13 protein-coding genes are annotated in these 12,011 nt (G+C 66.8%); 7 read left to right on the plus strand and 6 right to left on the minus strand.

Features of this window, described 5'->3' with window-relative positions; genetic code table 11:
• Positions 1-4: 4 nt before the first annotated feature.
• The 4 genes from OVA06_RS19015 to rraA all read right to left on the minus strand — a co-directional run bounded on the left by OVA06_RS19015 (position 5) and on the right by rraA (position 4,778).
• A complete protein-coding gene (locus tag OVA06_RS19015) occupies positions 5-682 on the minus strand; it encodes an ABC transporter ATP-binding protein (RefSeq protein ID WP_268160859.1) in 678 nt (225 codons plus the stop codon).
• A gap of 75 nt (positions 683-757) precedes the next feature.
• The gene (locus OVA06_RS19020; protein ID WP_261618990.1) at positions 758-2,197 is read right to left on the minus strand and encodes a sugar porter family MFS transporter; all 1,440 of its coding nucleotides are present in this window, start codon (positions 2,195-2,197) and stop codon (positions 758-760) included.
• A 317-nt stretch (positions 2,198-2,514) separates the two neighbouring features.
• Positions 2,515-4,182, minus strand: a complete 1,668-nt coding sequence (locus OVA06_RS19025; protein ID WP_268160473.1) for an MDR family MFS transporter — start codon at positions 4,180-4,182, stop codon at positions 2,515-2,517.
• Between the two features lie 110 nt (positions 4,183-4,292).
• Entirely contained in the window at positions 4,293-4,778 is a 486-nt protein-coding gene (gene rraA, locus OVA06_RS19030) for a ribonuclease E activity regulator RraA (protein WP_268160475.1), read from the minus strand.
• 126 nt (positions 4,779-4,904) lie between these two features.
• On the opposite strand from rraA, the gene OVA06_RS19035 reads away from it, so the two are divergent.
• The 5 genes from OVA06_RS19035 (at position 4,905) to OVA06_RS19055 (ending at position 9,444) form a co-directional block, all read left to right on the plus strand.
• A complete protein-coding gene (locus OVA06_RS19035; protein ID WP_268160477.1) occupies positions 4,905-6,182 on the plus strand; it encodes an MFS transporter in 1,278 nt (425 codons plus the stop codon).
• A 138-nt stretch (positions 6,183-6,320) separates the two neighbouring features.
• Positions 6,321-6,929, plus strand: coding sequence for a TetR/AcrR family transcriptional regulator (locus OVA06_RS19040; protein WP_268160479.1), 609 nt, complete (start codon positions 6,321-6,323; stop codon positions 6,927-6,929).
• 286 nt (positions 6,930-7,215) lie between these two features.
• Positions 7,216-8,415 (plus strand): NAD(P)-dependent malic enzyme, encoded by a 1,200-nt coding sequence (locus OVA06_RS19045; protein ID WP_268160481.1) that lies wholly within the window; start codon positions 7,216-7,218, stop codon positions 8,413-8,415.
• Between the two features lie 110 nt (positions 8,416-8,525).
• Complete coding sequence (locus OVA06_RS19050) at positions 8,526-9,029, plus strand: DUF456 domain-containing protein (protein ID WP_056080602.1); 504 nt, start codon at positions 8,526-8,528, stop codon at positions 9,027-9,029.
• Between the two features lie 40 nt (positions 9,030-9,069).
• Positions 9,070-9,444: a nuclear transport factor 2 family protein gene (locus tag OVA06_RS19055; protein WP_268160483.1), complete on the plus strand. Its 375-nt coding sequence runs from the start codon at positions 9,070-9,072 to the stop codon at positions 9,442-9,444.
• An 18-nt stretch (positions 9,445-9,462) separates the two neighbouring features.
• On the opposite strand, the gene OVA06_RS19060 is transcribed toward OVA06_RS19055, so the two are convergent.
• Complete coding sequence (locus tag OVA06_RS19060; protein ID WP_056080610.1) at positions 9,463-9,681, minus strand: hypothetical protein; 219 nt, start codon at positions 9,679-9,681, stop codon at positions 9,463-9,465.
• A gap of 147 nt (positions 9,682-9,828) precedes the next feature.
• On the opposite strand from OVA06_RS19060, the gene OVA06_RS19065 reads away from it, so the two are divergent.
• Positions 9,829-10,803 (plus strand): hypothetical protein, encoded by a 975-nt coding sequence (locus tag OVA06_RS19065; RefSeq protein ID WP_268160486.1) that lies wholly within the window; start codon positions 9,829-9,831, stop codon positions 10,801-10,803.
• Here OVA06_RS19065 and OVA06_RS19070 read toward each other — a convergent pair.
• Positions 10,800-11,447: a LysE family translocator gene (locus OVA06_RS19070; RefSeq protein WP_268160488.1), complete on the minus strand. Its 648-nt coding sequence runs from the start codon at positions 11,445-11,447 to the stop codon at positions 10,800-10,802. The two genes, OVA06_RS19065 and OVA06_RS19070, sit on opposite strands and share 4 nt — an antisense overlap.
• A 106-nt stretch (positions 11,448-11,553) precedes the next feature.
• Here OVA06_RS19070 and OVA06_RS19075 point away from each other — a divergent pair, with 106 nt between their 5' ends.
• Positions 11,554-12,009 (plus strand): Lrp/AsnC family transcriptional regulator, encoded by a 456-nt coding sequence (locus OVA06_RS19075; protein ID WP_015938915.1) that lies wholly within the window; start codon positions 11,554-11,556, stop codon positions 12,007-12,009.
• The last annotated feature ends 2 nt before the right edge of the window (positions 12,010-12,011 follow it).

Consider the following 12,011-nt stretch of genomic DNA (forward strand, 5'->3'; position numbering starts at 1 on the left):
GGGATCAGAGGCCTGCAATGAAAGCTGCCCCCTCGTCGGCGGACACCAGCTCCACATCGTCCTTGATCACCAGTGCAGAGGTTGCCGTGCGGACCAGCAGCCGCGGGTCGTGTGTCACCAGCAGGACGGCGCCACCGCCCTCCGCGTAGGCGGCGATCCGGCCTGCCAGGGCGTCCCGCATGCCGGGGTCCAGGCGCTGCTCCGGCTCGTCCAGGATCAGCAGGGCCGATGGCCGGATGAATCCCGCGGCCAACAGCAGGCGGCGCCGCTGCCCCGAAGACAATGCATCCGGTATGGCGTCCGCGCGCGTGGACAGGCCAAAGAACTCCAGTTCGGCAGCCACCCGCTCCCCGGGAGCCGCCAGCGAGTGGCCGCGGGCCACCAGGAGCAGGTGCTCGGTGACGCTCAGCGACGGAAAGAAGAGGTCGTCGTCGAACACGGCGGCAACTTCACGGCGGAAATGGACGGAATCCGGGTCCACGGGCAGTCCGAGGATCCGGGCGTCGCCGCTGATGGCGGGCTGCCGGCCGGCGATGGTCTGTACCACCGTGGATTTCCCGGCCCCGTTGACGCCCACCACGCCCAGCACCTGGCCTGCGCGCACTTCCGCCGTCACTTCGCCGCAAACGGGCGCGCCGCCATAGCCCACCACCAGCTGTCCGGCCTCAAGGACCGCCCCCAGATCAGTCACCCGTCCAATCTAGCGGGTGGTTCCCTGACGGAGTTCAGCCGGACCTGGGTTCAGCCGGACCTGCTGTCAGCCCTTCGCCGACCCCTTGGCCACGAACAGGGTCTCCGCCTGCTCGAGGGACATGCCGTTGGTCTCCGGCACCTTGAACATCACGAAGAAGAAGGATGCCGCCGCGAACAGCGCGTACATGGCGTAGGTCAGCGGCAGGGACACGGCGGACATCACCGGGAAGCTGAGGGTGATGGCGAAGTTGGCCACCCACTGTGCCGCGGCGGCGAGCCCCAGGGCGCGGGCGCGGATGCGGGACGGGAAGATCTCGCCGAGCAGCACCCACACCAGCGGGCCCCAGGAGGCGCCGAAGCTGACCACGAACACGTTGGCAGCCACCAGGGCCACGGGCCCCCAGGCGCCCGGGAGGGTGATGTCTTCGCCGGATCCCGTTGCGGAGGAGAAGGCCAGGGCCATGGCGCCCAGGGAGACGGCCATGCCTACGGAACCAACCAGCAGGATGGGGCGGCGGCCCACCCGGTCCACCAAGGCAATGGCCACGAGGGTGACCAGGATGTTGGTGACGGATGTGGCCACCGAGATGGCCAGGGAATCCTCTTCCCGGAAACCCACGGCCTTCCACAGGGTGGTGGAGTAGTAGAAGATCACGTTGATGCCCACGAACTGCTGCAGCATGGAGAGGATGATGCCCACCCAGACCACCGCCTGCAGGCCGAAGGTCTTGCCGCGCAGCGAGCCCTTCTGCCCGGCGATCTTGTCTTCCTCGATGGCGTCCCGGATTTCCCGGATGTGGCGCTCGGTGTCATCGGCCGGGGCGATGCTGTCGAAGATCTTGCGTGCTTCGTCGTCTTTGCCCTGGAACACCAGGAACCGCGGAGACTCCGGGAGCGTGAAGGCAATCCAGCCGTAAACCAGGGCGGGAACGGCGGCGGCCAGGAACATCCAGCGCCACGCCTCGATGCCCAGCCAGAAGGTCTGGTCCGCGCCGCCGGCGCTGGTGGCCAGGAGGGCGTCCGACAGCAGGGCCGCGAAAATACCTGTGGTGATGGCCAGCTGCTGCAGGGAGGCGAGCCGCCCGCGGACCTGCCGCGGCGAGATTTCGGAGATATATGCAGGGGCAATCACGGAGGCGAGGCCAATGCCGAGTCCGCCCACCAGCCGCCAGAAAATGAGGTCCCACACGCTGAAAGCGAAGCCGGTGCCGATGGCGCTGACCAGGAAGAGCAGCGCACCGATTTTCATGGCGGGGATGCGGCCGTATTTGTCGGCCACCTTGCCTGCCAGGTAGGCGCCGGCTGCGCAGCCCAGCAGCGCAACGGCGACGGCGAACCCGGTCACCGCCTCGGAGAGCGCGAACTCGCCCTTCATGGCGTCCACGGCACCGTTCACCACGGACGAGTCGAAGCCGAAGAGGAATCCGCCCACCGCTCCCGCAAGGGCCAGCCAGATCACCCGCTGCGGTATGCGGGTCTTGGTCTGCTCCTGTGCAGTGGGCATGGTTCTCCCTGGGTTTGGGGTGTGGTGGAGTTCGCGCGGACGTCGTCGGCTGCGGACCGGCTGAATGGCCAGTGTACTTACGGTAGTGTTCCATGCCACGGCGAACCGTTCCAGTTAAAGCAGGCCCGCGCCGGCTCCCCTCCCGCAGTGGACGCGCACGACGACGGTACGCGCCGCCGTCGTACACCCCGCCCCGGGCGCGCAGCACTCAGAAGAGAAACGCCGGAACCCTCCCGCACGGTGTGCGAAAGGGTTCCGGTTATGCCGCCACGAGTGAGCGCGCGTTGGTGTTTTGGACACCACAAGTGAGCTCGCGATTAGTGGGCGGGGACCTGCAGGGTGTCGTTGTCCTGCGGGGGAGTGGCGTTGGGGTCCGTCAGCTTCTTCTTCGGCAGCGCGAGGCTGATGAGGAACGCGATTCCGGTCAGCACCGCAGCTGTCAGCATCACGGCGTCGATCGAACCGGCGAAGCCTTCGGTGATGGGCCGGGTCAGGGTGCTGTTGGCCGTGTGCAGCCAGCTGGTGTCGTTGAGCGAATCGTTGGACGCGCCGTTCTTGAAGAAGTCGTACAGCTTGGCGTTGGCCGGGTCTGCCGCCACCGCCGGGTCCTTCAGGACGGCAAGGTACGCGGCATCAGTGGTGGCTGCCTTCATGCCGTCGGCGATCTTGTCGGCCGCCAGGCTGAACAGCATGGAGATGAAGACGGCGGTTCCCACGGCGCCGCCCATGGAGCGGAAGAAGGCGGCCGAGGACGTTCCCACACCCATGTCACGCGGCGGGACGGAGGTCTGCATGGCCAAGGTGAGCGGCTGCATGCAGAAGCCCAGGCCCACGCCGAAGAACACGGCGATCAGTCCGGGAACCCACAGGGCCGTGTCCACGCGAAGCGAAAGCCCCATGACCAGTGCTGCGGCCGTGAGGATTCCCGTGCCCATGATGGGGAAGATCCGGAAGGTGCCGGACGCAGAGATGGTCCGCCCGGCGGTGATGGACCCGAACAGGATGCCCACGGTGAAGGTGATCATCATCAGGCCGGCCTCGGTGGGAGTCAGGCCCTTCACGAGTTGGAGGTACATGGGGAGCATGGCGATGGCACCGAACATGCCGATGCCGATGATGAAGTTCAGCAGCGAGGACAGCCCGAAGGTGATGTTGCTGAAAAGCCGCAGCGGGATCAGGGCGTAGTCTCCGGCGCGTTTCTCGGCCAGCAGGAACCAGGCGATGCCCAGTACGCCCAGGCCGTAGCAGAGGAAGGAGTTGGTGGACGCCCAGCCCCAGGAGCGGCCCTGCTCGGCCACCAGGAGCAGCGGGACGATGGCCACGGTGATGGCTGCGGCGCCCCAGTAGTCGATCTTCTGCTTCAGGTGCTTGGCCGGCAGGTGCAGGAACAGGAACACCACCACCAGGGCGGCGAGGCCGATAGGCACGTTGATGAAGAACACCCAGCGCCAGCCGTCAAAGCCCAGGATGTTGGAGGTTCCGGCGAAGGCACCGCCCACCACGGGGCCCAGCACCGAGGAGATGCCGAACACGGACATGAAGTAGCCCTGGTACTTGGCCCGGTCCTTGAGCGAGACAATGTCGCCGATGATGGTCAGGGCCAGTGCCAGCAGGCCGCCGGCGCCGAGGCCCTGGACGCCGCGGGCCAGTGCAAGTTCCGTCATGGAATGGACGGAACCGGCGTAGACCGAGCCCGCCAGGAAGATCACGATGGCGCTCAGGTACAGGGGCCGGCGGCCGAATATATCGCTCAGCTTGCCGTACAGCGGGGTGCTGACCGTGGAGGTGATCAGGTACGCAGTGGTGGCCCACGCCTGGAGCGAGAGGCCGTCCAGGTCGTTGGCGATGGTGTAGATGGACGTGGACACGATGGTCTGGTCCAACGAGGCCAGGAACATGCCCAGCATCAGGCCCACCATCACGGTGACGATCTGGCGCTGCGTCAGGGTATCTCCGGCGCCGGGCGCGGCAGTGGCTTTGGACATAGGGGCTCCAAGGGGAAGAAAAGGGAAGTAAGCAATTGATAGTTGCTTTCAGTAACTATCTTACCTGCACTTCCATTCCCCGGCACGGGAAACTTTTTGAGGCTGCCGGGTCACGGCTCCACGAGGACGCCGTCCGGATCGCACCAGATCATGGCCCCCGTGCGGATGGTGACGCCATCGATCACCACGTCAACGTCCACTTCGCCTGCTCCGGCCTTGGCGCTCTTCCGGGGGTTGCTGCCCAGCGCCTTCACGCCCAGGTCGAGCTTCGCGATGGCCTCGCGGTCCCGGATTGCCCCATTGATCACGACGCCGGCCCAGCCGTTCGCCACGGCGCTTTCGGCGATCATGTCCCCCATCAGGGCGGTCCCCAGCGAGCCGCCGCCGTCCACCACCAGCACGTTGCCGTTGCCCGGGGTTGCCAGCGTGGACTTCACCAGGGCGTTGTCCTGGAAGCAGCGGATGGTCCGGGCCTGCCCGGAGAAATGCGTGCGGCCGCCGAGGGACTGGAACTGCAGCGCCACGGACGCCAGCTCATCGCCGCGCTCGTCGTAGAGGTCCGCCGTGTTGATGGCAGGGGTGGAAGCAGCGTTCATGTGGTTCTCCTTCGAGCCTCGGGGTGCCGCGCGCTCGTTACTGCCCCGGCGTGCGGCACAGACGCCGGGCAAGGCCCACGATAGTCTGAATTCCAGCATCAGCACCTGCCCCGGGGGGAACCAGCCATGAGCATGTCCAACACGCCGGTCCCGCCGGACGTTCCGCGGACCACGACGGCGGCGCTCGCCGAGCCAACGCAGAAGGTCACCGCGCGCTGGGTCACCGGGCTGGTGCTGGTCAATGTTGGCATCAACGCCGCATTCTTCGGGCCCATCAATGTCTTCATCGGCCAGCAGGCCATCAGCATTGATTCGCCCAGCAAGGAAGCCATCCTGTCCCTGGTCACGGCATGCGGCGCCGCAGTCTCCCTCGTGGCCAACCCGCTGTTCGGCGCCCTGTCTGACCGCACCACGTCGCGCTTTGGCCGCCGAGCCCCCTGGGTCCTTCTGGGAGCGGTGCTGGCCACGGCGGCCCTGCTGGCCATGTCCGTCTCGGCGTCGGTGGCGCTGATGGTGCTGTTCTGGTGCCTGGTGCAACTGGGTGCCAACGCGGCCTACGCAGCCATTTTCGCTGCCGTCCCGGACAGGGTCCCGGTGCCGCAGCGCGGCGGCGTGGGCGGGCTGGCGGCCATGGGCCAGACCTTGGGCGTCCTTACCGGGGCCGTCTTCGGCGCTGTGGTTACCGGAAACTTCATGGTGGGCTACTGGCTGTGCGCCGGGGCCTTGCTGGTTTCCGTGCTGCCCTACCTGTTCCACCGCAACGACCCCGCCCTGCCCAAATCGGAACTGGGCACTTTCAATCTGCGGGCCTTTGCCAAGGGTTTCTACATCAGTCCTGTCCGGTATCCGGACTTCGGCTGGGCCTGGCTGACCCGGCTGCTGGTTAACGTGGGCAATCAGCTCACCATCGTGTACCTGCTCTTCTTCCTCCGGGACATCATCAAACACGGCGACCCTGCCTTCGGAGTTCTGATACTCACCGGAATCTATGCGGTGATGGTGATGATCACCGCTGTGATCGCCGGGCCGTGGAGTGACAGGGTTGGCAAACGGAAGCCGTTTGTCATCGGCTCCTCGGCCACGATCGCCATGGCGGCCCTGATCATGGCCTTCTTTCCGGTCTGGCCGGGTGCCCTTGCCGGCGCCGCCGTGCTGGGCATCGGCTTTGGAGCCTACCTTGCAGTGGACTTTGCCCTGCTGACCCAGGTGCTTCCGAAGGCCGCGGACCGGGGCAAGGACCTGGGTGTCATCAACATCGCCAGCTCCCTGCCGCAGGTGATCGCACCCCTGCTTGCGTTCCTGGCCCTGAAGTTCTTCGGCGGGTACGGAACCCTCTTCACCACGGCGGCCGTCATCGGCCTGCTGGGCGCTGTTTTCGTCGTCAAGATCAAAGGCGTGGACTGACCCTTCCGGCGGCCATTGGTAAGGACACTGACGGGTTGCATCGCTGGCTGGTGCCGTATAGTTGAGCCGGCTGCGGGGCTGTATGGATGGGGGAGCCCGGGCAGCAGCAACCCCAGAACACAACCCCGGAAAATGCTGATGACCGAGACTGTTTCAGACCATCCGCCCATGGCCCCCCGGCCCACTGCACCACGCCAGCGCCTTCGCTACGCACGCATGCTCGAAGCCGCTGCTTCCTTTGCCCGGAAGGGCCTGGACTCCGTGGACCTGTCCGACATCGCCGCGAAAGCAGACGTTCCGTTGGGGACGGTGTACCGCTACTTTCCGTCTTCCACACACCTGGTGCTTGCCCTGTACCGCCACCAGCTGGAAGAGTTGGAGGCCGCTGCACGGCGCGAGTCTGACCGGTTCCGCGGCCGCACCCTGCCCGGCGTCGTGATGGAAATCTTCCACATGCGGGTCATGCAGCCTGCCGTGGAACAGTGCCTGAGCCGCGGTGTGTACCTTCCCGACCGGGACACCACGGCCCTCCTGCGCGACATCGACGCCCTGGGGCAGAAGGCAGTGGAGGCCGCCGCCGGCGATGCCGTGGCCGCCAGGGTCCTGATGCTGTCCGTCACTGGTCTGGTCCAGTCCGTCCGGAACCGCCGGCTGTCCCTCTTCGAGGCCGAAGAAGACCTCAAAAAGGCCTGCACCCGGCTCTCTCCGGCCGCGGATGCCCGGTTCACACTCCACCAGACGGCGTAACCGGTCTAGACCAATTCGGCATTAAATACGCCTTTATGGCGTGGCGTGAGTCATAATAAGCGCTGAATAAACGATTTGTCGTCCGTTTTCGCTGTCAAGACCGCCGTTGCGGGCTCCGGCGCTTGCCTACCATTGATCCAGCGGAGCAGCAGGGAGCGAACATCCCCGGGGGCTCCTACGGACCCGCCACCCCTGGGTTTCCTGTCGCACCATTTTCCCTGCCGGAGCCCGCACGGGTCCGGCCCCATGTGCCGTGCGTGCACGGCGAGCACCAGGAGACAACGACGTGTCCATTGACGCAGCTACAGCCACTGACAATTCCGCAGCCACAGCCTTGACCGAAGCCGAGATCTTCGACGCCCACCAGGGCGGAAAGCTCTCCATCGCCAGCACCGTCCCGCTGTCCAACAAGCGCGACCTGTCCATCGCCTACACCCCCGGTGTGGCCGAGGTCAGCCGCGCCATCCACAAGCAGCCGGAGCTCGCCCGCACCCTGACCTGGGCCGAGCGCCTGGTGGTCGTAGTCAGCGACGGCACCGCAGTCCTGGGCCTGGGCAACATTGGTGCCAGCGCCTCCCTGCCCGTGATGGAGGGCAAGTCCGCACTCTTCAAGACCTTCGGCGACCTTGATTCCATCCCCTTGGTCCTGAACACCAGCGACGTCGACGAAATCGTGGAGACCCTTGTCCGCCTGCGTCCCAGCTTCGGCGCCGTCAACCTCGAGGACATTGCCGCTCCCCGCTGCTTCGAGCTCGAGGAAAAGCTGATCGAGGCCCTGGACTGCCCGGTCATGCATGACGACCAGCACGGCACCGCAGTGGTGGCACTGGCCGCCCTGACCAACGCCGCCAAGGTGACCGGCCGCAGCCTGGACAGCCTGAAGGTTGTGGTTTCCGGTGCCGGTGCCGCGGGCATCGCCGTCGCCGAAATCCTCCTGGCCGCCGGCATCCCGGATGTCGTCCTGCTGGATTCCCGCGGTGTCATCAACAGCACCCGCGCCGACCTCGCCGCGGACACGTCCAGCAAGAAGGCTGACATTGCCGGCCGCAGCAACCCCCGCGGGGTGGAAGGCGGCCCGGCCGAGGCGCTTACCGGAGCGGACGTCTTCATCGGCGTTTCCTCCTCAAAGCTGGACGAGGCACACCTTGCCCTGATGAACCAGGACGCCATCGTGTTCGCCCTTTCCAACCCGGACCCCGAGGTCCTGCCGGAGGTCGCCGCGAAGTACGCCGCCGTGGTGGCCACCGGCCGCAGTGACTTCCCCAACCAGATCAACAACGTCCTGGCGTTCCCCGGCATCTTCCGGGGCGCCCTGGACGCCGGCGCCCGCCGGATCACCCCGGCCATGAAGCTGGCGGCGGCCAACGCCATTGCCGAGCTTGCCGCCGAGGACCTGGCCGCCGACTACATCGTGCCCAGCCCGCTCGACCCCCGGGTTGCACCGGCGGTGACAGCGGCCGTCGCCGCGGCGGTGGAAGCGGAGTAGTCCAACCCCCGTTACTCCCGACGGCGGTGCCTCCTTCCCCGAAAGGAGGCACCGCCGTCGGGCGTTAGCGCGGTCCGGTCCGGCAGGCGCGCCACCCTAGACTGGGTGCCATGACTTCCGAGACCGTGGTGACCATCCTGTGCGGCCTTGCGATCCTGGTGGGTGTGGCGGGGACCATCATCCCCGTCCTGCCCGGCAGCATCCTGATCGGGGCCAGCCTGCTGGCGTGGGCCATCTGGGGCGGCGCCGGTCCCGCCGGCTGGGTGGTGTTCGCCGTCGGCATCATCTTCGTGGCCGCCGGGATGGCCGCCGGCGCCGTCCTCACCGGGCGGAAGCTCAAGGAGCATGCCATCCCCAGCCGCAGCATCGTGGTGGGACTGGTGGCCGGTGTGGCCGGCATGTTCATCATCCCGGTGGTGGGACTGTTCGTCGGGTTCGCCGCAGGCCTGCTCCTCAGTGAAGTCCTGCGCACACGCAACCTGCCCACCGCGGCCCGTTCCAGCTGGGCCGCCCTCAAAGCCACCGGCATCGGGATGCTCGCCGAATTCGGGCTGGCGTGCCTGGCCGCAAGCGCCTGGGTCATCGGGGTGTGGATTGCCGCGGTGAACGGGTAGTTCCCTTGCGCCGGGTCAGGCAGGCGCGTACAACGGGGGGATGACCGAGCCCACGGAAGCAGCCCTGCACATCGCCACGTGGATGGACAACTACCAGGCCGCATGGTCCAGCAACGATCCGGAGCACATCCGCGCACTTTTCACGGAGAATGCGCGGTATGAAACCCGGCCGCACGACCCCGACGCCTGGACCGGCCGGGACGGGATCGTGGACGGTTGGCTGGCTGCCCGGGACGAACCCCAGGACTGGACCTTCAGCTGGGACCTGCTGGGAACCGACGGCCCCACGGCCTTCGTTCAAGGCGTGACCGTCTATGCCGGGGACCAGCCCAGCTATGACAATCTCTGGGTGGTGCGCTTTGACGGCTCAGGCCGCGCCGCCTCGTTCACCGAGTGGTTCATGGCGAGGCCCTGAGTCTGGTCAGATAGGGTCCTAGAGCCCCAGTCCGCCGAGTTTGTCTCCGATATGGTTGCCGATGCCGCCGGGCAGCTTTCCCAGTAACTCTGCGGGGTTGATGCCTAGGTTGGACAGGAGGCCTGCGTGCTGCTCGGTGTCTACCTGGTCCGGCAGCTCAGATTCAGCTTGGGATGCTTTGTCGTTGTTCCCTTGGGACCTCAGGAATTCAAGGATCTGGTTCTTGTCGATCTGCATGCTGTTCTCCTTGGCCTGGATTTTTTACTAAGGGCACTTACTACCATCCCCTACCCCGGTGGCCCGAGCAATGGGCTGGGTGAAGGTGCCTTGCTGATGGTCCGGACAGTCCGCATGCCGCGGCCCGGCGTTCGTTAGCATGGAAAGATGACTGCCGGGGACAGCGCACCGATCTATTGGGACAGCCGTGACCTGACGCCGTTCGGACAGGCGCACCTGCGCACGCCTGTCCACGACCTTGCCGGGGGAGTGGGCGGCCTGCTGACCGGAGTGCTGGGCGCACGCAATCCGTCACTGCTCGCGATCAACGGCGAGGTGCCGCGGCTCCGGCGGATGCCCCGGCCGGCCAAAGAGGTGCACGACGCGGTCTTCTCGAGCCGTGAACCCGAGCGGCTGATTGCCCTGGCCCGCACCTACCCGGGCTGGGCTGGCCTGTGCTACCTGATGTCCGGGCTGCTGGTGTACCAGCACGGCGGGTACCTCCGCGCCTCGGAGCTGCTGCAGCGCGGGCTCACCACCCGCAACGACGACGACGCGAACCGCTACTCAGCCACCTACCTGCGGCGCATCGTCACCCGGATCGAACTGGCCGAACGGGTGGAGGTTCCCGTCCTGTTCAGCGAGGAATCGGTGTTCCTGGCGCTGGCCCACGCGCTGCGCGAAACAGGCCGGACCGAGGCGGCGCTGGACGCCCTCACCGGGCTGCCGCCGTCGCTCCCCATGGCCCTTGCCCGGTGCTCGCTGGCACTCAGCCTGGGCCGGAGTCGCACAGTGATCGACTGGACCGAGGGGCTCCTGAACGCCGATGACCTGTCCGCCGCGCTGCTGCTGGTCCGTGCCCGCGCCCTGCGCCGGGAAGGCCGGCTCGACGCCGCGCAGCAGGCCATCACCGAAGTGCTGCGGCGCCGCAAGACGCACCTTGCGCTCCGGAACGATGCCCTGACGGACAAGGCGCTGCTCCTGCTGGACTCCAGCCGGCGATCGCTCAATCCGCGCGACTGGGGCAGGCGGCACGAGGATCCGGTGCCGCAGCGGGAGATCGCCGCGCCGGTCCCCATCCGCAAGGACGAGGAGATGCGCCGCATCTGGGAACAGGACTGGAAGAACCTCAGCGAGGACTAGGCGCGGCCCGCCACCAGGGGAACCAGCTGTTCGCCGAGCAGCACTGTCCCCAGCAGGACCATGATGATCCCGCTGGCAAGGGTCACCGCCCGCGCCGCCCCGGGCCTGCTCTGCAGCAGCGTGCGGGACAACAGCGCCACGGCCGTGTAGACCAGCCCGGCCAGCGCCACGAACGTCATGCCCAGCAGCCCGGACTGAACCGGCACCGGCAGGGAGGCGTCCGCGCTGACGAACTGCGGAATCAGGGCAATGTAGAACAGCAGGCCCTTCGGGTTGATGCCGCTGGTGCCCATTCCCTGCAGGAAGGTGCGCAGCCGCGTTGCGCCGGGACGTCCGACGGCGTCTGCCGTACTGAAGGACGCCACGCGCCACGAGCGGAGCGTGCTGATGCCCAGCCACATCAGGTAGCCGGCGCCCACAAGCGTCAGCCAGCCCAGCACGCCGGGCATACCGGTCAGCACGGCCGCGAGGCCGGCCACCAGCAGGGCGGTGTGCAGGACATAGCCGCCGCACAATCCGGCCACGGCGGGCACGAAACTGCGCTGTCCAAGCCCTGCCGTGATGGAGTAGGCCCAGTCCACGCCGGGCGTGCAGGCGAGGGCCGCGGCCACCAGCACAAAGGCCAGGAACAGCTCCGGATTCATGGTTTCTCCTGTCGGGGGATCTTTCAGGAGTAACTGTATGAACTTTCAGCCCGGAAGTGCTGTCCGGTTTTCGCCCGGCACGCTGACCAAGCAGTAGGATTTTTGCGTGATAGACGCCATTGACAGAAATATCTTGCGCCACCTCAAGGAGGACGGGAGGATGACCGCCACGGCGCTTGCCGCCAAAGTGGGGCTGACGGTGGCCCCGTGCCACCGCCGGTTGCGCGACCTGGAACAGTCCGGCGTGATCCGGGGCTACAAAGCGGACATCGATCCCGGGGCCGTTGGCCTGGGGTTTGAGGCGATTGTCTTTGTCACGCTGCGCCAGGTGGACCGGCCCACCATGGAGATCTTCGAGAACCGCGTGGCGGACAACCCGAACATCGTGGAGGCGCAGCGGCTCTTCGGTTCGCCGGACTACCTGCTGAAGGTCATCGCCGAGGACCTGCCCGCGTACCAGCGCTTTTACGACGCAGAGCTGACATCCCTGCCCGGCGTGGAACGGCTGACCTCCACCCTGGTGATGAAGAACCTCAAATCGAACGCCGGCCCTCCGGTGTAGCG

This window comes from Pseudarthrobacter sp. SL88, from assembly GCF_026672455.1.
Classification (GTDB): Bacteria; Actinomycetota; Actinomycetes; order Actinomycetales; family Micrococcaceae; genus Arthrobacter.